Source organism: Leifsonia sp. 115AMFTsu3.1 (assembly GCF_004362795.1).
In the GTDB taxonomy this organism is placed as follows: domain Bacteria; phylum Actinomycetota; class Actinomycetes; order Actinomycetales; family Microbacteriaceae; genus Leifsonia.
Map to the genome: position 1 here is coordinate 74803 of NZ_SNYB01000001.1, position 22045 is coordinate 96847.

At 67.3% G+C, this 22045-nt stretch carries 21 protein-coding genes; 6 read left to right on the plus strand and 15 right to left on the minus strand.

What is annotated here, in order from left to right; all coding sequences use genetic code 11:
- Window positions 1-10: 10 nt before the first annotated feature.
- The 7 genes from rpsR to AXZ95_RS00470 all read right to left on the minus strand — a co-directional run bounded on the left by rpsR (window position 11) and on the right by AXZ95_RS00470 (window position 5969).
- Window positions 11-274, minus strand: a complete 264-nt coding sequence (rpsR, locus tag AXZ95_RS00440; RefSeq protein ID WP_018189012.1) for a 30S ribosomal protein S18 — start codon at window positions 272-274, stop codon at window positions 11-13.
- A gap of 81 nt (window positions 275-355) precedes the next feature.
- Window positions 356-868: a single-stranded DNA-binding protein gene (locus AXZ95_RS00445; RefSeq protein ID WP_018189013.1), complete on the minus strand. Its 513-nt coding sequence runs from the start codon at window positions 866-868 to the stop codon at window positions 356-358.
- A 4-nt stretch (window positions 869-872) separates the two neighbouring features.
- Window positions 873-1244 carry a 30S ribosomal protein S6 gene (gene rpsF, locus AXZ95_RS00450; RefSeq protein ID WP_018189014.1) on the minus strand — a complete coding sequence of 124 codons (372 nt, stop codon included), beginning with the start codon at window positions 1242-1244 and terminating at the stop codon, window positions 873-875.
- 242 nt (window positions 1245-1486) lie between these two features.
- Complete coding sequence (locus AXZ95_RS00455; RefSeq protein ID WP_018189015.1) at window positions 1487-2824, minus strand: sugar ABC transporter substrate-binding protein; 1338 nt, start codon at window positions 2822-2824, stop codon at window positions 1487-1489.
- Between the two features lie 13 nt (window positions 2825-2837).
- On the minus strand, window positions 2838-3671 hold the full coding sequence (locus AXZ95_RS00460) for a carbohydrate ABC transporter permease (RefSeq protein WP_018189016.1): 834 nt from the start codon (window positions 3669-3671) through the stop codon (window positions 2838-2840).
- Window positions 3658-4560, minus strand: coding sequence for a sugar ABC transporter permease (locus AXZ95_RS00465; protein WP_018189017.1), 903 nt, complete (start codon window positions 4558-4560; stop codon window positions 3658-3660). Before AXZ95_RS00465 ends, AXZ95_RS00460 begins: the two co-directional genes overlap by 14 nt.
- Window positions 4545-5969, minus strand: coding sequence for a CCA tRNA nucleotidyltransferase (locus AXZ95_RS00470; protein WP_018189018.1), 1425 nt, complete (start codon window positions 5967-5969; stop codon window positions 4545-4547). The genes AXZ95_RS00465 and AXZ95_RS00470 overlap by 16 nt, the downstream gene beginning before the upstream one ends.
- Before the next feature lie 95 nt (window positions 5970-6064).
- On the opposite strand from AXZ95_RS00470, the gene AXZ95_RS00475 reads away from it, so the two are divergent.
- The 6 genes from AXZ95_RS00475 to AXZ95_RS00500 all read left to right on the plus strand — a co-directional run bounded on the left by AXZ95_RS00475 (window position 6065) and on the right by AXZ95_RS00500 (window position 13791).
- On the plus strand, window positions 6065-8338 hold the full coding sequence (locus tag AXZ95_RS00475; RefSeq protein ID WP_231374286.1) for a DUF6049 family protein: 2274 nt from the start codon (window positions 6065-6067) through the stop codon (window positions 8336-8338).
- Window positions 8331-9938, plus strand: a complete 1608-nt coding sequence (locus tag AXZ95_RS00480) for a lipid II flippase MurJ (RefSeq protein ID WP_018189020.1) — start codon at window positions 8331-8333, stop codon at window positions 9936-9938. Before AXZ95_RS00475 ends, AXZ95_RS00480 begins: the two co-directional genes overlap by 8 nt.
- Window positions 9939-10022: 84 nt before the next feature.
- Window positions 10023-11009, plus strand: coding sequence for a thioredoxin-disulfide reductase (gene trxB, locus AXZ95_RS00485; protein ID WP_018189021.1), 987 nt, complete (start codon window positions 10023-10025; stop codon window positions 11007-11009).
- A 14-nt stretch (window positions 11010-11023) separates the two neighbouring features.
- Window positions 11024-11350 carry a thioredoxin gene (gene trxA / locus AXZ95_RS00490; RefSeq protein ID WP_018189022.1) on the plus strand — a complete coding sequence of 109 codons (327 nt, stop codon included), beginning with the start codon at window positions 11024-11026 and terminating at the stop codon, window positions 11348-11350.
- A gap of 135 nt (window positions 11351-11485) precedes the next feature.
- On the plus strand, window positions 11486-12811 hold the full coding sequence (locus tag AXZ95_RS00495; RefSeq protein ID WP_018189023.1) for a PLP-dependent aminotransferase family protein: 1326 nt from the start codon (window positions 11486-11488) through the stop codon (window positions 12809-12811).
- 14 nt (window positions 12812-12825) lie between these two features.
- The gene (locus AXZ95_RS00500; protein ID WP_018189024.1) at window positions 12826-13791 is read left to right on the plus strand and encodes a D-alanine--D-alanine ligase; all 966 of its coding nucleotides are present in this window, start codon (window positions 12826-12828) and stop codon (window positions 13789-13791) included.
- Here AXZ95_RS00500 and AXZ95_RS00505 read toward each other — a convergent pair.
- From AXZ95_RS00505 to rpmH, 8 genes are all read right to left on the minus strand, one after another.
- The gene (locus AXZ95_RS00505; RefSeq protein ID WP_018189025.1) at window positions 13782-14759 is read right to left on the minus strand and encodes a ParB/RepB/Spo0J family partition protein; all 978 of its coding nucleotides are present in this window, start codon (window positions 14757-14759) and stop codon (window positions 13782-13784) included. The genes AXZ95_RS00500 and AXZ95_RS00505 overlap by 10 nt on opposite strands.
- On the minus strand, window positions 14759-15745 hold the full coding sequence (locus tag AXZ95_RS00510) for an AAA family ATPase (RefSeq protein WP_018189026.1): 987 nt from the start codon (window positions 15743-15745) through the stop codon (window positions 14759-14761). Before AXZ95_RS00510 ends, AXZ95_RS00505 begins: the two co-directional genes overlap by 1 nt.
- Window positions 15746-18912: 3167 nt before the next feature.
- Window positions 18913-19539: a 16S rRNA (guanine(527)-N(7))-methyltransferase RsmG gene (rsmG, locus tag AXZ95_RS00515; RefSeq protein WP_018189027.1), complete on the minus strand. Its 627-nt coding sequence runs from the start codon at window positions 19537-19539 to the stop codon at window positions 18913-18915.
- Between the two features lie 14 nt (window positions 19540-19553).
- Window positions 19554-20111: a R3H domain-containing nucleic acid-binding protein gene (locus AXZ95_RS00520; RefSeq protein ID WP_018189028.1), complete on the minus strand. Its 558-nt coding sequence runs from the start codon at window positions 20109-20111 to the stop codon at window positions 19554-19556.
- 16 nt (window positions 20112-20127) lie between these two features.
- Window positions 20128-21090, minus strand: coding sequence for a membrane protein insertase YidC (yidC, locus tag AXZ95_RS00525; protein WP_018189029.1), 963 nt, complete (start codon window positions 21088-21090; stop codon window positions 20128-20130).
- 9 nt (window positions 21091-21099) lie between these two features.
- The gene (yidD, locus tag AXZ95_RS00530) at window positions 21100-21429 is read right to left on the minus strand and encodes a membrane protein insertion efficiency factor YidD (protein WP_018189030.1); all 330 of its coding nucleotides are present in this window, start codon (window positions 21427-21429) and stop codon (window positions 21100-21102) included.
- Window positions 21426-21812 carry a ribonuclease P protein component gene (gene rnpA / locus AXZ95_RS00535; protein WP_081626578.1) on the minus strand — a complete coding sequence of 129 codons (387 nt, stop codon included), beginning with the start codon at window positions 21810-21812 and terminating at the stop codon, window positions 21426-21428. Before rnpA ends, yidD begins: the two co-directional genes overlap by 4 nt.
- Window positions 21813-21821: 9 nt before the next feature.
- Complete coding sequence (rpmH, locus tag AXZ95_RS00540) at window positions 21822-21959, minus strand: 50S ribosomal protein L34 (protein ID WP_018189031.1); 138 nt, start codon at window positions 21957-21959, stop codon at window positions 21822-21824.
- Window positions 21960-22045 lie beyond the last annotated feature (86 nt).

The window sequence follows — 22045 nt, forward strand, 5'->3', positions numbered from 1 at the left end:
TCGTTGCTCCTTAGCGGCCAGAGCCGGCGTAGGGGAGGAGCGCCATCTCGCGCGCGTTCTTGACCGCGCGGGCGATGAGTCGCTGCTCCTGGACGGAGACACCGGTGATGCGACGGGCGCGGATCTTTCCACGCTCCGAGATGAACTTACGCAGGGTGGCGACGTCCTTGTAATCGATGACGCCCACGCGAACGGACTTCGCGGGAGCGGCGTTCTTGCCGTCCTTGCCCTTGCGGATCGGCTTGCGGCGGTCGCCGCTCGACTTTCCAGCCATGGTTTCCTTTGCTTTCCGCCCGACCCGGCCTCCGGCCGGCGGGCTGATGATGTGTGCCCCTCTGCGGAGGAGCGAGTCTCGTTAGAAGGGGGTCTCGTCGTTGTAGGAGCCCGGAGTGTTCCAGACATCCGCACCGGCGGAAGGATCCGCCGGAGCCGATGCGGCCCACGGCTCCTCGACAGCAGGCGAACCACCGCCGAAGCCACCCGGGCCTCGTCCGCCTCCGGACGACTGCGTGCGGGTGATCTGAGCGGTGGCGTAGCGCAGCGACGGGCCGATCTCATCGATCTCGAGCTCGATGCTGGTGCGCTTCTCGCCTTCCTTCGTCTCGTAGGAGCGCTGCTTGAGGCGGCCCTGCGCGATGACGCGCGACCCCTTGGTCAGCGAACCGGCGACGTGCTCCGCGAACTCGCGCCAGACGCTGGCGCGGAGGAACAGAGCCTCACCGTCCTTCCACTCGTTCGCCTGACGGTCGAACGTGCGGGGGGTGGACGCGATGGTGAAGTTGGCGACAGCCAGCCCGTTCTGCGTGTAGCGCAGCTCGGGATCGGCGGTGAGGTTCCCCACCACGGTGATGACGGTCTCGCCGGCCATGGGACTAGGCGCCGGCCTTCTCGGAGGTGGCAGCCTTGCGGGCGGCCTTCTCGTCGGCACGCTTCTGAGCGGCGGCGACCTGAGCGATCGCCTCCTCGGCGCGGAGGACCTTGGTGCGCATGACGGCCTCGCTGAGCTTCAGCTGGCGGTCGAGCTCCTTGGTCGTGTCGCCCTCAGCGGTGAGCTGGACGACGGCGTAGATGCCCTCGGACTTCTTGTTGATCTCGTAAGCCAGGCGACGACGTCCCCAGATGTCGACGTTGTCGATCGTTCCACCGTCGTTCCGGACGACGTTGAGGAACTTGTCAAGGCTCGGAGCCACGGTGCGCTCATCGATCTCGGGATCGAGGATGACCATCAACTCGTACTGATGCATGACTAACCCACCTCCTCTGGTCTCAGCGGCTGCAGACGTTCTGCAGCAGGAGGGTGTCATAGACGTGCCCAGGGCAGGACTCTGCCCGGGCAACTTCCCTAGCGTAACGGATGCGGGTGCGGGGCGCCAGCCGGCGGTGATCTCGGTCATGCCTCCACCCTCGCCGGGCCTGCTCGTCCGCGAGCCCGGAAACCCGCATCTGTGGACAGCCGGGCGATCAGGAGATCTGTGGACGGAATCCCTCAGTCGGCGCCGATCGCCGCGTTCGCCGCCGTCTGCGCCTTCTTCAGGGCGTCCGCCACCGGGATGCGCCCGAGGAACATCTCCTCGAACACGGGCCCGAACGCATCCTGCGCCTTCGCCCACCCGGCGCCCTGCGGTGCTTGCACGCTGCCGTTCTTCAGCACCTCGTAAAGCGGTGAGACGTCGACGTCCTTCCTCTTCCAATAGTCGAGAAACCCCTGCTGGGCCGCGACCACCGCGGGCGAGGCGGAGCCGTCCTCACCGATCGCCGCCGAGCCCTCGGCACTTCCGAGCCACCGCAGCACTTTGTCGACCGCGTCCGGGTGCTTCGAATGCGCATTGCCGGCGGCGATCACGCCGTTGGTCACGCTGATCGCGCCGGCAGGGCCGGCCGGAAGCGGAGCGACGCCCCATAGGAACGACGCGCCCTGTTCGACGTTCGCCAGGTTGTAGGACCCCGTCTGGAACAGCGCGAGGCGGCCCTGCGTGAACTGGTCGCGGCTGAAGTCGCCGTTGGTGTTCGTGTCCGCCGCCGATGGTGCGACGTGGTACTTGTCGATCAGGTCGACGACGTACTGGAACGCCTGCCTGCCCTGCGGGGTGTCGAAGACGAAGCGGTCCCCCTTCTGCAGCGCGGCGCCGTTCGACCCGAGGTAGTTGATGTAGATCGCGTTCAAGTCGTTGGCCGCGTTGTAGCCGTACTGCACGATGTGCTGCGGGTCGAAGCCGGGGTCGGCCGCCGTGTGGCCCGCCGCATCCAGCGTCAGCTTCTGCAGCACGGGGAGGAGGGTGTCCGACGCGCGATCGGGCGACCAGTGGAGGCTGCCCAGCGACGCCGGGTCGACGCCCGCCTTCTTCAGCAGGTCGGCGTTGTAGAAGACTCCGATGCCCGGGTCCGCGAGCTGGGGAACACCCCACAGCGATCCGTCGAGCGTGTACTGCTTCACGACGTTGGGCTGCCAGCGCTTCGAGGCTCCGGATCCCAGGGTCTTGCCGACGTCGACCAGGTCGCCGCCCGTCGCATAGTCCTCGAAGTTGCCTGCGTTCACCCAGAAGACGTCGTCGGCGTCGCCGGCGGCGACATCGGTGCGCAGCTTCGTGAAGTAGTCCGCCCACGGCACGAGCACCGTCTTCACGTCGATGTCGGGGTTCTTCTTCTCGAACTCGGCGAACGAGGTTCGATAGGCCTTCTGCACCTGCTCGTCCCACAGCCGCACCGTGACCGTCTGCTTCGCCGGCTGTGCCGATCCCGCGACAGCTGTCGTGATGCCGACCGCGGCGACCAGCACGACGAGACCTGCCACCGATGCCGCGATGACGGTCGAGCGCTTGGCCATGTCAGATCCTCCTCTACCGGAAGCCGGTGATCGTGATGGACCGCACGAAGCGCTTCTGGAAGATCAGGAAGAGCACGACGAGCGGCACGATCGCCAGCGTCGTCGCTGCCATGACAACTGTCCAGTTGCCGTTGTACTGGGATTGGAGGCTAGCAGTGGCGACGGTGGCGACCCGCCACGTGTTACCGCTTGTGATGACCAGCGGCCACAGGAAGTTGTTCCACTGGCTCACCGCCGTGATCAGCACGAGCGTCGCGATGATCGGCCGGGAGAGCGGGACGACGATCTCCACGAGGATGTCCAGGGTGGATGCGCCGTCGAGCCGGGCGGCGTCGATGAGCTCCTGTGGGATCCCGCGGAAGTACTCGCGCAGAAGGAAGATCGCGTACGGGCTCCCGAAGGAGAAGGGGAGCACGAGGCCCCAGAACGTATCGCGCAGTCCCAGCTGCGCCATCATCAGGTACAGCGGGATGACGAGCACGATCGCCGGCACCATGAGCGTCGCGAGGTATACCCAGAACAGCGCATCCCGTCCGGGGAAGTCGACGCGGGCGAACGCGTAGGCGGCCATGATCGAGAAGACCAGCTGGAACACCAGGATGAACAGGGTGACGAGCGCCGTGACGAGGAGCGCCCGGCCGAAACCGGCCGGGCCGGTGAACAGCGAGACGAGGTTGTCGAGCGTCCACGGATCGGGCGGCGTCAACGCGGGCGTGCGGGCGAACTGGGCCGGCGTCTTGAAGGCCGTCATCGCGCTGAGCAGGAAGGGCGCAAGCGTCACCGCCGCGCCGACCAGCAGCAAGAGGTAGACGCCGACCGTCCGGAGGACCCGCCTACCCGAGGTCATAGGTCGTCCTCCTGCGGAAGTACAGCTGCTGCCCGACGGTGATCGCCACCAGCAGCACGAGCAGCACCACGGCCATGACGGATGCCCGCCCGAGGTCGAACGACTGGAAGGCCTCCGTGTAGATGCGGTTCGCGACCACATCCGTCCGGTGCTCCGGCCCGCCGCCGGTGAGCGCATAGATCTGGTCGAAGAGCTGGAAGGTGGCGATCACGCTCGTGACCAGCACGAAGAACATCGTCGGCCGGAGCAGGGGCAGCTTGATCCGCCAGAACAGGGCGACCGGACCGGCGCCGTCGATGCGTGCGGCCTCCACGATGTGGTTCGGGATGTTCACCAGCCCGGCGAGGAAGAAGAGAGTGACGTAGCCGACGTTCGTCCAGATGACCACAGCGGCCGCGGCGGGCAGCGCGAGCACGGGGTCCGTCAGCCACTCGACACGCACACCGAGCAGCGCGTTGAGCGCACCGCCCGTCGGGGCGAAGATCCACTTCCATACGACCCCCAGCGCCAGGGGCGCGCAGATCCAGGGGAGGGCGTAGATCGTGCGCAGCACGGCCGAGCCGGGGAGTCCACGCGTCAGCAGCGATGCGCCGAACAGCCCGAGCGCGGTCTGGACCGGGATGACGATCACCACGAACACCGCCGTCACCAATAAGGCATTGCCGAAGACGGGATCGGTCAGAACCGAGGCGTAGTTGGCCAGCCCGGCGAACCGCAGCGGGTGGATGAGATCCCAGCTCTGGAAGCCGAGCCACACCACCACGAGCACCGGCAGCACGAGGAAGCACGCGACACCGAACAGGCTCGGCGCGAGCAGTGCGTAGCCGGTGACGGCATCCCGTCGCCGCAGCGCGCGGGAGCGGGAACGCTGGGTCAGCGGTTCTCCCACCACGTGAGGAGACGCCGCGTGGCCTCCTCCTCGCCCAGGGGTCCCTCGTCGAGTCGCAGTTCGAGGAGGAACCTCATCGCCTGACCCACCTCCCTGCCGGGGCGGATGCCGAGGATGCTCATCACCTGCTCTCCGTTCAGATCCGGGCGCACCGCATCCATCTCCTCCTGCTCGCGGAGTTCGCGGATGCGCGTTTCGAGGTCATCGTAGGCGAAGCCCAGACGGTCGGCCTTCCGCCGGTTACGGGTCGTGACGTCGGCCCGTGTGAGCATGTGCAGGCGCTCGAGCTCGGGGCCGGCGTCGCGGACGTAGCGGCGCACGGCCGAGTCGGTCCAGTGCGCGTCGGCGTAGCCGAAGAACCGCAGGTGCAACTCGATCAGCCGGGCGACGGAGTCGATGGTCGACTTGTCGAACCGCAGAGCGGTGAGCCGCTTCTTGGCGAGCTTCGCGCCGACGACGTCGTGGTGATAGAAGCTGACCGCCCCGCCGGGCTCGAAGCGGCGGGTCGCCGGCTTGCCGATGTCGTGGAGGATCGCGGCCAGGCGCAGCACCAGATCGGGCGCCTCGCCGGGATGCCGCTCCTTCTCGTATCCGATCGCCTGGTCGAGCACGGTGAGGCTGTGCTGGTAGACGTCCTTGTGGTGGTGGTGCTCGTCGGCCTCCAGCCGGAGCGCGGGGATCTCGGGGATCACCTCATCGGCCAGGCCGGTCTCCACGAGCAGTTCGAGCCCCCGCCGCGGCTCGTCCGCCATCAGCAGCTTGCTCAGCTCGTCGCGGACGCGCTCGGCGCTGACGATCTCGATCCGCTCGGCCATGGACGACATGGCCTCCCGCGTGGCCTCGTCGACCGTGAAGCCGAGCTGTGCAGTGAAGCGCGCGGCGCGCATCATCCGCAGCGGGTCGTCGCCGAAGGATATCTGGGGGCTGCTCGGTGTGGTGATCACCCCGGCGATGAGGTCCTCGACCCCGCCGGAGGGGTCCACCAGGCGCACTTCCGGCAGCCGGAGTGCCAGAGCGTTGACCGTGAAGTCGCGGCGCAGCAGGTCGCCTTCGAGGGTGTCGCCGAACTCGACCTCCGGCTTGCGGGTGGTGCCGTCGTAGCTGTCGCTCCGGTAGGTGGTGATCTCGACGGCGTCATCGCCGAGGCGCGCCCCGATCGTGCCGTACTTGCGGCCGACATCCCAGATCGCATCGGCGATGGGCCCGACGACCCGGACGATATCGTCGGGGCGGGCGTCCGTGGTGAAGTCGAGATCGTGCACCGGCCGGCCGATCAGGGCGTCGCGCACGGGGCCGCCGACGAGCGCTAGCTCGTGCCCCGCGGCCTGGAAGGCGTCGGCGAGGCGGGCGACCGACGGCGTGCGTGCGAGGTCGCCGAGGCGTTCGAGGGATTCGGCGACGCTCTGCATGGTGCCCCAGTTTAACGGCCCTCCTCGCCGGCCTCTCAGCAGGCGGCCTCTACAATCGACCACATGGAGGCCGAGTCGGGATCGCGCGTCGACGCATGACGGCAACCTCCCCCACCCTCCGGAGGGGTGCGTCGCTCCGCGCCCGTCTGCGTGTGACGGCGGCAGCCGTCGCCGTCGGGGCGCTCGCCGTTCTCGCAGGCGTCGCGCATCCCTCAGGTGCAGCGGAAGCGGTCACGCCGGCTCCGAAGGCCGCGGCAGGGACGGAGCTCACCGCATCCATCACCGCTGATGACGCGGGGGTTCTGACGCCCGGCAAAGACCTCGGGGTCTCGGTCACGGTCTCGAACCCGACCGACACCGCTTTCCAGTCGGGCACCGTCTCGCTCTGGGTCGATCCGGCGGCGCAGAACGACCGGAAGGCGCTGGCCTCGTGGCTCGCATCCACCGACTCCGTGTCCGGCGCGGTCGACCTCGGCAAGGCGCAGCTGAACACGCTCGAGCCGGGCTCGAGCACGGTGGTGCGCGTGAGCGCGCCCGCGGCCTCGCTCCCGTTCGCCGGTCGCACGTCGTCGGCCGTGTTCGGAATCGGCGCCTCGGTGCATGCCGGATCCTCGGACGCCACCGCGCGCGGCTCCGCCGTCTGGTACCCGGGCGGCACCGCAAAGCAGGCCAGCGTCAACGTCGCTCTGCCGATCGTCACGCCGTCGGGCACGAACGGGATCATCTCGGCAGACGACCTCGCGACCTACACGGCGCCCAACGGCATCCTCACCCGCGAACTCGACGGCCTCGCCGGACACACCACCGTCACGGTCGGCATCGATCCGATGATCATCGCCTCGATCCGAGCCCTCGGCAACGCGGCCCCGGCGAGCGCGCTCGACTGGCTGGAGCGGCTGGCCGACCTGCCCAACGAAACCTTCTCACTGGGTTACGGGGATGCTGACCTCGCCGGCCAGCTCCAGGCGGGCCTCCCGACGCCGCTGCAACCGACCTCGCTCTCGTACGCGATCGACCCGAAGAACTTCACGCCGGCGCCCACACCCGTAGGGGAGCCGGCCACGGCGACGCCGACCCCCACACCGAAGACGTCGACCTCGACCCCCAGCCCCACGCCGACGACGAGCCCCGGGCCCGTCCTGCCGACGATGGATGAGCTGCTCGCCTGGGACTACACCCTCACCGGCATCGGCTGGCCGGGCGACAAGACGGTCCGTCGAGCCGACCTCGCACCGCTCGCGGCCGCCGGCCTGAAGACCACCATCGTCTCCGGCAGCAACACCAACGCGAACGACCTGAGCACGACCCCGAACGCGACCCTGAGCTCGGGAGACAGCCGCATCCTGGCCTCCGACCATCCACTGAGCGACGCGCTGCGGCAGGCGATCTCCGCGCCCAGCGACGTCGCGTGGAACTCGGCCATGTCGAAGGTGAACGCCCAGCTGGAGCTCATCGCGCAGGAGTCCGGCGACGCGCGCCGGCTCCTCGTGGCACTCGACCGCTCCTGGCCGTCGAGCGGAACGCAGTTCGAGCGAACGCTCAACGCGCTGTTCTCCTCGCCGTGGTCGGCTCCCGCCTCCTTCCCGGCGATCGCCGGCGCACCCCAGACCGCCGGTTTCGATCTCGTCGACACCCCGGAGAGCGCCGATCGCATCACCGGCATCCGCGCGCTCATCCAGGACGAGGTCGCGCTGGGCCAGTTCGCCACGGTGCTCGACGACCCGACGACGCTGACCGGCCGCACCCGTTCGGATCTGCTCGCGCTGCTGGCGGTCTCGTGGCTGAACCCGCGGACGGACTGGAATACCGCCGTGGCGAAGGAACGGGCAACGACGGACAAGACGCTGCATTCCATCCGCATCCTGCCGACGGAGAACGTCAACCTCGTGAGCGCCCAGGGGTCCATCCCCTTCACGGTGAGCAACGGCCTCACCGACGAAGCCGTGACGATCGTGCTGACCGCCGCTCCCTCCAACGGCCGGCTCGAGGTCGACCAGTCGACCACCAAGCGCATCGTCAAGGACTCGCGCGCGACCGTCCTCATCCCGGTCAAGGCCAAGGTGGGCAACGGCCAGGTCGTGCTGTCGCTGCATCTGTACAGCCCGACCGGCGTGCCCATCGGCGATCCGACTTCGGTGACGGTGGATGTGCACGCCGACTGGGAGGGCATCGGCGCGCTGATCTTCGGCATCCTGCTGGTGCTGCTGTTCGGCTTCGGGATCGTGCGGAACATCCTGCGGCGGCGGTCGAAGCGGGCTGAGGATGCCGCCGAGGCGGCTGAGGCCGAAGACGCCGAAGCCGAGGCTGTCCCGTCAGAGGGTTCCGACTCTGCGGCAGCATCCCCTCCGGAGGAGCGGCCCGGTGGCTAGCGTCGGCCGCGCCAGCGCGCTCCTCGCCTCCGGCACCCTCGTGTCGCGTCTTCTCGGGTTCGCGAAGGCGTGGCTCCTGGTGCAGGCGATCGGCGCGATCAGCTTCGCCGCGAACGCCTACGGCACCGCGACGATCGTCCCCAACAGCGTCTACGCGATCATCGCGCAGGGAATCCTCAACGCCGTCCTCGTCCCGCAGATCGTCCGCGCCTCCGTCAACGCAGACGGCGGCCGCGCGTACATCAACAAGCTCGTCACGCTCGGGATGGTCGTCTTCGCCGCGGTCGCGGTGGTCGCCACATTCCTCGCACCGGTCCTGGTCTCCCTCTTCGGCATCCCCGCCGCCCAGAGGGACCTCGCCACCGCGTTCGCCTACTGGTCGCTGCCGCAGATCTTCTTCCTCGGCCTCTACACGCTGCTCGGCGAGGTGCTGAACGCTCGCAAGTCCTTCGGGCCGTTCACCTGGGCGCCGGTCGTCAACAACGTGATCGCCATCGTGCTGCTCGCGGCTTTCATCCTTGCCTTCGGCACCGCCGCCTCCGGCAAGCACGACAGCGGCTGGTCGTTCTGGATGATCGCCCTGCTGGCCGGCGGTGCCACCCTGGGCGTGGCGGTGCAGGCGCTCATCCTGTTCGTCTTCTGGCGGCGGGTCGGGCTGCGCTTCCGGTTCGACTTCGGCTGGCGCGGGGTGAACCTCGGGACGGCGGGCAAGGCCGCGGGCTGGACGTTCGCCATGCTCATCGCCACCCAGATCGCCGGGCTGGTCGAGACGAACGTCTCCAACTCGGCGGGGGAGGCCAACGCCGGTCCCTTCGTCATGCAGAACGCGTGGCTGATCTTCATGCTCCCGCACGGCATCATCGCCGTCTCCATCGTGACCGCCTTCTATACGCGCATGGCCGAGCACGCGCATCGGGGCGCCACAGCCGACTTCCGTCAGGACTTCTCGTCGGCGGCGCGGTCGATTATGTTCCTCATCGTCTTCTCGTCGGCGGCCCTCATCGTCACGGCCTACCCGATCGCTCGCGTGTTCACCGGCGACTACCAGGCGATGGGGCTCGTCCTCATCGCGTACCTGGTCGGCCTCGTGCCCTTCTCCCTCGTCTTCATGGCGCAGCGGGCCTTCTACTCGCTGGGGGACACGCGCACGCCGTTCTTCTTCACCCTGGCCCAGGTCGCCGTCATCCTCGCCGGCGTGCTGCTCTGCTTCCTGGTGCCCGCCCCGAACCGGGCTGCCGCCGTCGCCCTCGTCGTCTCGATCGCCAGCTTCGTGCAGGCGATCCTGGCCTTCGCCCTGCTGCGCCGCCGGACCGGGGGAGTGGATGGGGCGCGCATCCTGAGCTCGCTCTGGCGCTTCCTCGTCGCCGCCCTCGCCGCCATGGCCGCCGGCGCGGGCTTCCTCATCATCCTCGGCGGCGTCGAGAAGGGGGCGTTTCCGGTGAGCGGCCCGATCGCGGCCGTCGTCGCCACGGCGATCGTCGGCGTGGTCATGCTCGTCGTCTACGTCGGCTTCCTGGGGATGCTGCGATCGCCCGACCTGGAGGCCGGTCTCGCGCCCCTCCTGGGCCGCGCCGGAAGGCGTTCACGCACGCCCAGGTGACACGGAATAGCATCCGCCTAGGATGTGTTCTACAGGTCGACGCCTCCAGACGAAGGTGTCGCGATCAGGTCAAGGAGTTCCGCCGTGCGGCAGATCATCATCATCGGTTCCGGCCCTGCCGGTTACACCGCGGCCATTTACGCGGCCCGCGCCAATCTGAAGCCGCTGCTGATCGCCTCCTCGGTCGAGGCCGGCGGTGAGCTGATGAACACTACGGAGGTCGAGAACTTCCCGGGGTTCCCGGAGGCCGTCATGGGCCCGGACCTCATGTTCAAGATGCAGGCGCAGGCCGAGAAGTTCGGCACCGAGATCGTCCTCGACGACGTCGTCTCCGTCGACCTGACCGGTGAGGTCAAGCGCGTCACGCTCGGATCGGGCGCCGTGCACGAGGCTCTCGCCGTGATCTTCGCGACGGGGTCCGCGTACCGCAAGCTTGGCCTGGAGGACGAAGAGCGCCTCTCCGGCCACGGCGTCTCCTGGTGCGCCACTTGTGACGGGTTCTTCTTCCGCCAGCGCACGATCGCCGTCGTCGGCGGCGGAGACTCGGCGATGGAGGAGGCCACCTTCCTCACCCGATTCGCCGACAAGGTGTACGTCATCCACCGTCGCGACTCGCTGCGCGCCTCCAAGATCATGCAGGACCGCGCGTTCGCCAACGACAAGATCGAGTTCATCTGGAACTCCGAGGTCGTGGCGATCGGCGGCGACGAGCAGGTGCAGAACATCACCCTCCGCAACCTGGTCACGGGCGAGGAGAGCGAGCTGCAGCTGCACGGTCTGTTCATCGCGATCGGCAACGACCCCCGCGTCCACTTGGTGCACGGTCAGCTCGACCTGACCCCCGAAGGTACGATCGCGGTCGACGGCCGGAGCTCGAAGACCAACCTGCCCGGCGTGTTCGCCGCGGGTGACGTCATCGACCCGACCTACCGCCAGGCGGTCACCGCCGCGGCGTCCGGTACGGTCGCCGCGCTCGACGCGGAGCACTACCTGACGACGCTTCCCCAGAACTTGCTCGACAGCGCAGCGGATGGCGCGTCGGGTGACCTCGAACTCACGACCACCGCATAAGGAGATACAAGAAAATGTCAGCAGCACGTTCGGTTACGGACTCCAGCTTCGAGCAGGACGTCCTCAACAGCGAGAAGACCATTCTGGTGGACTTCTGGGCTGAGTGGTGCGGTCCGTGTCGCGCCGTCGGCCCGATCCTCGACCAGATCGCCTCCGAGCACGCCGACAAGATCGAGATCGTCAAGCTCAACGTCGACGAGAACCCGGAGACCGCTGCGAAGTACCAGATCACCTCCATCCCCGCGATGAAGGTCTACCAGGGTGGCGAGGTCGTCAAGACCGTCATCGGCGCCAAGCCGAAGCCCGCCCTCGAGGCCGACCTGGCCGCCTACCTGGCGTAGCGCGACCCGTCCTCTTCAGACCCGTCCGGCGCTCACCCGCCGGGCGGGTCTTTTTCGTACCCGGCGACGCACGATTTTCTCCGCAGTGCGTCGCCCCCATAGCATGGCTCAACGGCAGAGAAACGGAACTCACACGTGATCGAACAGGGCACTCCGCAGCAGCGGGGCAACAATCTGGACCCGTGGTATCACCACTACGCGCAGCGTACGAGCGGCCTCGCCGCCAGTGAGGTCCGAGCCCTGTTCGCCGTCGCCAGCCGCCCCGAGGTGGTCTCGCTGGCCGGCGGCATGCCGTTCGTCTCCGCCCTCCCGCAAGACCTGGTGGTCGGCGCGATGGATCGCGTCATGCGCGAGCGGGGAGCGGTCGCCCTCCAGTACGGCTCCGGTCAGGGCGTCCCGGCCCTGCGCGAGCAGATCCTCGACGTCATGGCGCTCGAGGGCATCAGCGGCAGCGCCGACGACGTCGTCGTCACCACCGGTTCGCAGCATGCCCTGGAGCTGTTCAGCAAGCTCTTCATCGATCCGGGCGACGTCGTGCTCGCCGAGGGGCCCAGCTACGTGACCGCGATGGTCATCTTCAAGTCGTACCAGGCCGAGGTGGACCACGTCCCGATGGATGCGCACGGCCTCATCCCCGAGGCGCTGCGCGAGCACATCGCGCGGCTGAAGGCGGCCGGACGACGCGTGAAGTTCCTGTACACCGTGCCGACCTTCCACAACCCCGCCGGCGTCACCCTGACCTGGCAGCGGCGACTGGAGATCCTCGCGATCGCGCGAGAGAACGACATCCTCGTGCTGGAGGACAACCCGTACGGGTTGCTCTACTTCGAGGAGAAGCCGCCCGCGGCGATGCGCTCGGTCGAGAAGGACGGCGTCGTCTACCTGGGGACATTCTCCAAGACGCTGGCTCCCGGGTTCCGGGTGGGCTGGGCCCTGGCGCCGCACGCCATCCGCGAGAAGCTCATCCTCGCCAATGAAGCGGCTGTACTGAGCCCGAGCTCGTTCAGTCAGCTGGTGATCTCGGAGTACCTGCAGGACGCGGACTGGAGGGCGCAGATCGACACCTTCCGCGGCGTCTACCGGGAGCGCAAGGAGGCGATGATCTCCGCTCTGAACGAGCACCTGCCCGAGCTGAGCTGGACCGATCCCAACGGTGGGTTCTACGTCTGGCTCACCCTGCCGCCGCACCTCGACTCGAAGGCCATGCTCCCTCGCGCCGTGACCGAGCTCGTGGCCTATACGCCGGGCACGGCCTTCTATGCCGATGGATCTGGTGCTCACAACATCCGGCTGTCGTTCTGCTACCCGACTCCGGAGAACATCAGGGTTGGTGTGCGGCGGCTCGCGAACGTGATCGGCGGAGAGCAGGACCTGCTCGACACCTTCGCCGGCACCGGCCCGCTCGAGGCCTCTCAGCGGCGCAGCCGCACGAGCGCCAACCCTCCGACCGATCTGCGCTAGAGAAAGACCTGATCATGGCCGAAAAAGCAGCACTGAATGTCGTCGTCCTCGCCGGGGGAATCTCGCACGAGCGCGACGTCTCCCTGCGCACGGGGCGCCGCGTGGCCGACGGGCTGAACGCGCTGGGCCACACGGTGACCTTCCGCGACCCCGATGCCTCGCTGCTTGCCTTCTTGGAGGAGTCAGCGCCCGACGTCGTGTGGCCGGCGCTGCACGGTGCCAGTGGAGAGGATGGGGCGCTGCGTGGCCTGCTGGAGATCACCGGCGTGCCCTTCGTGGGGTCGCGGGCCGACGCTTCCCGTCTAGCCTGGTCGAAGCCGACAGCGAAGACGATCGTCGCCCGTGCAGGAGTCGCGACACCGGAGTCGGTCACCCTTCCGCAGGAGACCTTCCGTGAACTCGGGGCGGGCAGCGTGCTCACGACCGTGCTCACGGGACTGGACCTCCCGGTCGTCGTGAAACCCGCCCAGGGCGGGTCCGCGCAGGGCGTCACCATCGTGACATCGGCCGAGGAGTTGCCGCGCGCCATGGTCGACGCGTACACGTATTCGGATGTCGCGCTGATCGAGCGCAAGGTCGAGGGCGTGGAGGTCTCGGTCGCGGTGGTGGACACCGGCGATGGTCCGGAAGCTCTGCCCGCGGTGGAGATCGAACCCGTCGACGGTGTGTACACCTTCGACGCGCGGTACAACGCGGGGGAGACCCGGTTCTACGTGCCCGCGCGGCTGGACGAGAAGGTCCTGGAGGCGGTGGCCGAAGCGGCGCGAACCGCCCACAACGCGCTGGGCCTGCGGCATCTCTCGCGAATCGACCTGATCGTCGATGGCGCCGGCACGCCCTGGTTCCTCGAGGCGAACGTATTGCCGGGACTGACGGAGACGTCCATCATGCCGCAGGCCATCAGCGCCTCTGGGCGCGAGCCGGCCGAGGTGTACGCGGCGCTGGCTGCCGCGGCGATCGCCGACGCCTCTCAGCTGTAGCTGGGTTGCCCGATCTCGTCGAGGATCCGGTTGAGGTCTTGGATGGTCGCGAAGTCGACGACGATCTGACCCTTGCGTGCGCCCAGGGATATCTTCACCCGAGTGTTCAGCCGATCTCCCAGCTGACCAGCAATTTCATCCAAGTGGCCGCGGTGCCGACCTGCCGTCGCCTTAGTGCGCGGCGGCTTCGGGGTCTTGCTGGCGGCGGCCTCGGCCGCCCGCACGGAGAGGTCTTCGTTGACGATCTTGTCGGCGAGGCGGATCATCGCCTCCTGGTCGTCACCGAGTGACAGAATCGCGCGGGCGTGCCCTGCGCTGAGCACGCCGGCGGCGACACGCGCCTGCACCGACGCGGGCAGTTTGAGAAGCCGGATGGTGTTGGTGATCTGCGGACGAGAGCGTCCGATCCGGGTCGCCAGCTCTTCCTGGGTGATGCCGAAGTCGGCCAGGAGCTGTTGGTAGGCGGATGCCTCCTCGAGGGGGTTCAGCTGGCTGCGGTGGAGGTTCTCCAGCAGCGCGTCGCGCAGCATGTCCTCGTCGGCGGTGTCCTTGACCACCGCGGGGATGGAGTCCAGCCCGAGCTCCTTGGTCGCCCGCAGGCGACGCTCGCCCATGATCAGTTCGTAGCGGCCCGGCTCGTCGGGGAGCGGACGCACAACGACGGGCTGGAGAACCCCGACCTCGCGGATGCTCGCGATCAGCTCGTCGAGGGCGTCACGGTCGAACTCGGTGCGCGGCTGCACGCGGTTCGGGACGATGTCGGCGGGGGAGATGCTGGCGAGGCGAGCGCCGGGAACCGCGACCAGGTCGTCCTCGCGCTCCGCGACGGCGACCGCGGCCGATGAGCGGGCGGCGGCGCCTCCCGCGCTGTTATCAGGGAAGAAGACGTCGACGGGACGGGCGGACTGATCGCTGGTGGGGATGAGTGCGCCGATTCCTCGGCCCAATCCGGTGCGCTTCGCTGCCATTAGCGGGGTACTCCTCTTCGTGCGATCTCGGCGGCCGCCTCCATGTAGGAGAGGGAACCGCTGGAGTTGGTGTCGTAGCTGATGACGCTCTGGCCGTAGCTGGGTGCTTCGGAGATGCGGACGGAGCGGGGGATGATCGTGTCGAGCACCTCGTTGGGGAAGTGCTCACGAACATCCGCAGCGACCTGGTGAGCGAGGTTCGTGCGGGAGTCGTACATCGTCAGCAGGATCGTGGACACCTGCAGCCGGGGATTCAGATGCCGCTCGATCAGCTGGATGTTCTTCAGCAGCTGGCTGAGGCCCTCCAGCGCGTAGTACTCGCACTGGATGGGGATGAGCACTTCGCTGGCAGCAACGAACGCGTTGATCGTGAGGAGCCCGAGTGACGGCGGGCAGTCGATGAGTACGTAGTCGATGTCGTACTCGTCGAGGAAGCGGTTGAGGGCGCGCGACAGCCGCTGCTCCCGCGCCACCATCGAGACGAGTTCGATTTCGGCGCCGGCAAGGTCGATGGTCGCGGGGACAACGAAAAGCCCATCGAACTCCGGGCTCTTCTGGATCACCTCTTCGAGCTCTCGGTCGTTCACCACTACGTCATAGACGCTGGGCGTTCCTTCGCGGTGCTCGACACTGAGGGCCGTCGATGCGTTGCCCTGCGGGTCGAGGTCGATCACCAGCACCCGCGCGCCCGATTTGGCGAGCGCCGCGCTCAGGTTGACCACTGTGGTGGTCTTGCCGACGCCACCCTTCTGATTCGAGATGGTGAAGATGCGCGTCTGAGAGGGAAGTGGCAACGTTGTGGATGCGATCACCTGCCGACGGCGGGCCAGGTCCTGAATCTCCTCCGCCAGGGGAGTACCCACGTCAAAGCTGTCGTCCGTCGTTTCGGCATCCGTCACGTTGTCGATCTCACCTACTCCGCCGTGCTCGTCCTGATCGTGCTCGTCCTGATGGGGTTGTTTCACGTGAAACTCGCGTCGCTCCATGATGCGTTGCACCGGCTTCCGGCTGGTCGTCGGCACACCAGCAGCGCACCCGTGAACCACTCTAACTCGGATGTCCGACGCTTTCCGCGCGGCGCGCAACCTGTGGAGAAGTGTCGTTCCGATCGCGCGCATGGGTGGTGCGGCATCGTCTGTTTCACGTGAAACGTCGGCCTGTGTCGTCGCTGTCTTCAGCGCGGGGACAGCCTGTGTCGCTCGAAGCCTCGTTTGATGATGTCCGCCGGGGCGAGAGCTCGTGTTGCGCGTGTTTCACGTGAAACCACGGTGATGCGGCCACCACCCCGCCCAGCACCGCGAAGCCTGAATTCACCCACGGAGCCAGCATGGTCGACTGGCCGGAGTGTCTCGAGTCCTGCGGTACTAACGAGTACCCCGGCGGGCCGATGGGGAATGAGCAGGATTGCGGCGGTCTGGCTGGGGGAGTGCTTGGGCCCCGGTCGCCCGGTTTCCGAAGGCGCGCGGTCCAGCCGCAATCCACACATGGGTGATCGCTGGCCATGAATGGTGGTGGATGCTGCGAGTCGCACGCCGTCGTTCGGCTACGAGGGGTTGACGCCGCGCGGGTCCGACAGTGCTCTAGGGCTCGCGGCAGCGCTCCTCAACTTACCCCTGCCCGCCACTACTTCCGGGGGTCCACTCGGTCTTCCAACCTCACCGGCGGCAGCCCTATCGCCCGATTGAATCGCGCCACCCCACCTTCCGAGTGCACCCGGCCCGGCTTGCAAGTTTGCCGCTGCCCGCTGGCTGTTCCGTCGTCCGCTCGGTCTTCCAACCTCACCGGCGGCAGCCCTATCGCCCGATTGAATCGCGCCACCCCACCTTCCGAGCGCACCCGACCCGGCTTGCAAGTTGCCGCTGCCCGCCAGCTGTTCCGTTACACGCTCGGCCTTCCATCCTTACAGGCGGCAGCCCTATCGCCCGATTGAGTCACGCCGCCCGCCTTCCGAGTGCACCCGGCCCGACTCGCCTGGCAGATGTATCGATCGGGAACCTAGTCGTAGCTTCACGGGATCCGCGTCACCAATCGCAGATCGCGTCCATACCCGAACGGCCGCTCTTGAGTCGGCGGGGAGCATGTGTGTCTGTCCTGGAGTCCTCCCGCGTCATGCGCTGGCCCGCTGCTGCGCGCACGCGGTCGGAATCGAAACCGGAGGGCCTGTCCGAGTCAATTCACGACGAGGAACGGTGGCGAACGGAGCGCTTGCTCTCATGGCGAGCTGAGCGGCGCGCGTCGAATGGTCTGCCAAGCTCCCTCAGCCCTTGCACGTCCGGTCAGACTCCGCCGATCCCATGGCGATGTGTCGGGAATCCGCATCGTTTCACGTGAAACGACATCACGCCTGCCCAGCTTGCCGTGGCTACAGGGTGCGGAGTCCCGCCCCAATCCTCTCAAGCACCCACGGGGCCGTGCCGGTTGCGGACTTCCGCCCCCCGCCGCAGGGCCGCCGCGAAAGCCCGCTGCGCAAGCGCCAGCAACCCCGACATAAGCCTGCTGCAAAAGTCCCTCGACACCCCGCCACGAAACCCCCTGCGGAAGCCCCGCGAAAGCCCGTCACGCATCCCCTACGCAACCCTGCCACCCACGCCTCACGCAACCCCGCCACCCACGCCTCACGCAACCCCGCAACAAAAACCCGCTGCGGGAGCCCCACGAAAGACCGCCACGCACGCCTCACGCAATCTCGCCATGAAAGACCTCTGCGGAAGCCCCGCCACGCTCGCCCTACCCAACCTCGCCACGAAAGCCCTCTGCGGAAGCCCCCCACGCCCGCCCTACCCAACCTCGCCACGAAAGCCCGCCACCCACGCCTCAGAAAACCCCGCCATCCACGCCCTACGCAACTCGTGGCAAAAGCCGACCGCGGAAGCCCAGCACCAGCCCTGGTACCAAGGTCCGGCGCTGAATCCGGCACGAAGCTCGCTACAGAGCGCGCTTCTACTCGAGGTCGCCAGCCGGCTGTTTCACGTGAAACTTGCGCCGCATCCTGCATGGTGCGCGGCCGACGGTGCACAATGACTCCAAGTGGCGGGCCCAGCGCCGCTAAGACACAGCCCGTCCTTTACCGTCCGTCCGTCCGTTTCCGTACGTCGAAACATCGGTCACCATGAGCTCGGGAGCTAGTGAACTCCCGCGAATCGTTCACGGACTCAGGTGGCGCTGATATCGCGCTCACCTGTCATCTCGCCTTCCGTCACCCCCGAGTCCCACCACCCGCAGCGGCGCCTCCGGGGAACTGGCGAGTTAGCTCAGGTCGTGGGTAGGCTCAAAAGCCGCAAACCAGGGGAGTCTTTCCATTCGAAGGACTCAGGTCTTCGACGCCCGGTCGGGGGAGGACGAAGCTGAGACGCACCCCCTTAGGGCGGTGATCCGCATTTTCCGCCCGCGGAGTCGACCCCAGATACAGCCAGAGTCCTCACTCCTCGGCTCCTCGTCCCTGGTCGAAACATGCGGCGGTTCCGCCTTTGGGCGCGCTGGCCGGACCGGACTCGCAGCGCTATAACCGACCGAGCGACTGCCGTCCAACCCAGCGAACGTGAAAGTGATCGCCGGACCATCACGCCCCGTCGGCGTTTCACGTGAAACACCGACGCGTCCGAATATGGGCTCGCTGAGGCGGCGAGTGTCCAAGGATCCACGGGCGCCGAACAGCGCAGCGCGCCCTCCACCCGGTCGCCGCACATGCGTTCGGGCCGGTCGCCCCGGCCTCTCGCCTGAACATGCGCCGACGACCATAAGAAACGAGTAGAGCCTGGACTGGGACAACTGCGTTGCCCTAACCCGCACACGAAGGCGCGCGAGGTGCACACGCCGTCCAATCAGCTCGTCTTCCGGGTCCCGTCAGCGGTCGGCGCGGCTCCCCGAGACGAGAGCACGCCCAGGTCGTCGACGTTGGCATCACTCAAGCGCTGTCACGCTCAAGAGAGAATACGCCGGCCGACGGTCAGTCAGCTCCGAGGGGGAGAGTCAACGATGTCGCGAACACGCTCTGTCCCTGTCGCGACCGCGAAACATGCCCGCAGACCCGAAATCGAGACGGGAGCCAGCGTCGAACATCGCCTCAGAATGGCTCTGACGCAACGGAAGCACGCGCTCCGGTTGTCAGAGAGAGATCCTAAGCCCGATTGCAGCGACCGCCGCGCGGCCGGGATCAGCGCACGCGAGCGCGAATGACGCGCGTGACTTCTGTCAAGACACCCTCACCGAGGGTCAGAACCTCGATATCGGTCACCTTGTACTTCCGGATCTCCTTGGTCGCGGCCTCGACCTCGGCCGGGGCCGCCGCGCCCTTCATCAGGACGAGCTCACCGCCGTCCCGGAGGAGGGGAGCGGTCAACGGAAGGAGCTTACGGAAAGCGCTGACGGCACGAGCCGTCACCTGGTCGAGCGGGTCATCGATCCTCGCGTCCTCGGCGCGCGCCCGGAGGACCGCCACATTGTCGAGACCCAGCTCCGCGACCTGCTCATTCAGCCAAGCGACTCGACGCTCCATCGGCTCGATCAAGACGAAAGACACGTCAGGCCGGGCAATGGCGAGCACCAGTCCCGGCAGTCCGGCCCCGCTTCCGACGTCCCCAACTCGCCCCGGCCGAAGCAGGGGAGCGACGATCGCGCAGTTCAGAATGTGGCGTGACCACAGGCGGGGGAGTTCCAAGGGTCCGATGAGACCGCGTTCCTCACCCTGTTGCGCGATGTTGTGCGTGAACTCGCGGGCGAGGTCGATGCGGTCGCCGAAGAGGACGGCCGCCGCCTCGGGTTCGTGCTCGACGTCGGTCACAGTTTCACGTGAAACTAGCTGGCCGTGATGACCGTGTAGCGTTCGCGGCCTTCGCCACGCGAGGTCGACACGTAGCCGCGCTCCGAGACGACGTCGTGGACAAGCTTGCGCTCGTAAGACGACATGGGCGGAAGTGCAGCCTCCGCCGCCCCCTCATCGAGCCGCTCGATCGCACGGTCGACCAGACGCGCCAGCTCGGCCTGGCGCGCGTCGCGAGAGCCGGCGATGTCCAGGATCAAGCGCGAGTAGCCGCCGGTCTGGTTCTGCACGGCCAGGCGCGTCAGCTCCTGAAGCGCGGCAACGGTGTCGGCGTTGGCCAGGAGCGAGAGGTTGGACGACTCGTCGTCGGTGTTGACCGAGATGTACGCACGACCGTTGCGGGTGTCGATGTCGATGTCGCCGTCGATGTCGGCGATGTCGAGCAGCTCCTCGATGTAGTCGGCCGCGATGTCACCCTCCCGGTCAAGGTCGGCAGCGGTCGGCTCGTCCGTCTCGACAGAGACGGAAGCGTCGTCCGCCACCACCTCGGAGAGGTCGGCGGGATCGGGGGAGGAGGTCTGCACGTCGGTCATCGGTTGAAGATCCTAACTACTTTCCGGCCTGCTTCTTCGCGCGAGCCTTGCTCACCGGCTGAACGCGCTGGACCTGCTTCTTGGGCTGCTCCTCGACGGTCAGCACAGTCGCGCCATCCGGCTGGACCAGCTTGCCCTTCTTCGCGAGGCGCGCCTCCCGAGCCTTGGCCGCGTCCGATCCGGGGGTCGGCATGTTGCGGATGACGAGGAACTGCTGACCCATGGTCCACAGGTTCGAGGTCAGCCAGTAGAACATGACACCGAGCGGGAAGGCGAAACCGGAGAAGAGGAAGACGAAGGGGAGCAGGTACAGCAGAATGCGCTGCTGCTTGAACTGCGGGCTCGCCTTGGTCTCCGGCGACATGTTCTTCGAGACGATCTGCAGCTGCGTGAGGAACTGCGACCCGGTCATCAGAATAACCATAACGGCCGCGATGATCATGACGGCGACCTGCGGGGGGTGCGCGTTCATCGCCCCCTGGAAGCTCTGGTGCAGCGGTGCGACTCCGAAGAGCGTCGCATTTCCGAACTGCTGGGCGAGCGTCTCGTTCAAAGGACCGACACCCGCCTTGCCGCTCTGGGCGCCGTTGAGCACCTGGAAGAGCGAGAAGAAGACAGGCATCTGGAGCAGAAGAGGCAGGCACGAACTCAGCGGGTTGGTGCCGGTCTTCTTGTAGAGGTCCATCGTCTCGCGCGACATGGCCTCGCGGGAGAACTGATCCTTCTTGCCCTTGTACTTATCCTGGATCTTCTTCAGCTGCGGCGCGATCTCCAGCATTCGTCGCTGGTTCTTGATCTGGCGCACGAAGATCGGGATCAGCGCGGCGCGCACGACGACCGTCAGTCCGACGATGGCCAGCACCCAGGTGATGCCCGCAGCCGGGTCCAGCCCCATCTGGGTGAACAGCCAGTGGAAGGCGACGAGGATCAGCTCCACGACCCATTTGATGGGCCAGAGGATGGTACCGATGATGTCCATGTGTTGTTGCTAGGCCCTTCGCTGACTGATGACGCTGCCGTGCGTGGTGGCGACGACGAATCCGAACGGGGTCACCCGATACCGCGGCTTCTTCGCCGGGGGGACGTCGTCGACCCCGCCGGCCGCCCACGGGTGGCACCGGGCGATGCGCCGGATGCCGAGGAACGAGCCCACGACCACGCCGTGCTGCTGGATGGCCTGCAGTGCATAGGCCGAACACGACGGGTAGTACCGGCAGACGTCACCGTAGAGCGGCGAGATCACGGCCCGATACGCACGCAGCACCAGCACCGCGGCATTGCGCGGCGCGAGGAGCACTGCTGCGAGCGCGGTGTTCATGAACGGACGCTGCCCTTACTGAGATGACTGCGGCTGGTGAAACGGGACGATGCCCGTGAGAGCTCTTCGTGCAGGCTAGCCCACGGTGCTTGAACGGAGGCTGGCAATGCGCGCACGACCACGTCGAGCCCGGCACTATCGCCCGGACTCGGAGAGTAGAGCGGAAGCAGATCGTAGGCGGCGGCCTTGAGCCGGCGCCGGACCCGGTTCCGCATGACCGCGTTACCGACCGTCTTGCTCACGATAAAGCCGAATCGCACCACACTGGAGTCCGGATTCGGGCGGATGTACGTGACGGTGGACGCTCCAGTGAAGCGAGCACCGCGTCGTACGGTCGCCCGGTAGTCCGCCCCCCGCGTGATGCGATTGGCTTTCGCGAGCACCGGAAGCGGTTACGCCGAGAGCTTCTCGCGGCCCTTGCGGCGGCGAGCGGAGAGGATGGCGCGACCCGCGCGGGTGCGCATGCGCAGACGGAAACCGTGGGTCTTCGCACGCTTGCGGTTGTTCGGCTGGAAGGTTCTCTTGCTCATATCTATCTCCGTGGTGGTCTCTTCACAGGCCTGTGCTGAGAGAAAGAGCCAGCACGGGGAGGCCAGGAAAGTTACAGGGCAGCCGG

Coding starts and splice junctions, on each gene's coding strand:
- rpmH (WP_018189031.1), bottom strand. CDS start 21,959: ATGAGCAAGAGAACCTTCCAGCCGAACAACCGCAAGCGTGCGAAGACC.
- AXZ95_RS00460 (WP_018189016.1), bottom strand. CDS start 3,671: ATGACCTCGGGTAGGCGGGTCCTCCGGACGGTCGGCGTCTACCTCTTG.
- yidC (WP_018189029.1), bottom strand. CDS start 21,090: ATGGACATCATCGGTACCATCCTCTGGCCCATCAAATGGGTCGTGGAG.
- rpsR (WP_018189012.1), bottom strand. CDS start 274: ATGGCTGGAAAGTCGAGCGGCGACCGCCGCAAGCCGATCCGCAAGGGC.
- AXZ95_RS00475 (WP_231374286.1), top strand. CDS start 6,065: ATGACGGCAACCTCCCCCACCCTCCGGAGGGGTGCGTCGCTCCGCGCC.
- AXZ95_RS00455 (WP_018189015.1), bottom strand. CDS start 2,824: ATGGCCAAGCGCTCGACCGTCATCGCGGCATCGGTGGCAGGTCTCGTC.
- AXZ95_RS00510 (WP_018189026.1), bottom strand. CDS start 15,745: ATGGAGCGACGCGAGTTTCACGTGAAACAACCCCATCAGGACGAGCAC.
- AXZ95_RS00505 (WP_018189025.1), bottom strand. CDS start 14,759: ATGGCAGCGAAGCGCACCGGATTGGGCCGAGGAATCGGCGCACTCATC.
- AXZ95_RS00470 (WP_018189018.1), bottom strand. CDS start 5,969: ATGCAGAGCGTCGCCGAATCCCTCGAACGCCTCGGCGACCTCGCACGC.
- AXZ95_RS00445 (WP_018189013.1), bottom strand. CDS start 868: ATGGCCGGCGAGACCGTCATCACCGTGGTGGGGAACCTCACCGCCGAT.
- yidD (WP_018189030.1), bottom strand. CDS start 21,429: ATGAACACCGCGCTCGCAGCAGTGCTCCTCGCGCCGCGCAATGCCGCG.
- rpsF (WP_018189014.1), bottom strand. CDS start 1,244: ATGCATCAGTACGAGTTGATGGTCATCCTCGATCCCGAGATCGATGAG.
- trxA (WP_018189022.1), top strand. CDS start 11,024: ATGTCAGCAGCACGTTCGGTTACGGACTCCAGCTTCGAGCAGGACGTC.
- AXZ95_RS00520 (WP_018189028.1), bottom strand. CDS start 20,111: ATGACCGACGTGCAGACCTCCTCCCCCGATCCCGCCGACCTCTCCGAG.
- AXZ95_RS00500 (WP_018189024.1), top strand. CDS start 12,826: ATGGCCGAAAAAGCAGCACTGAATGTCGTCGTCCTCGCCGGGGGAATC.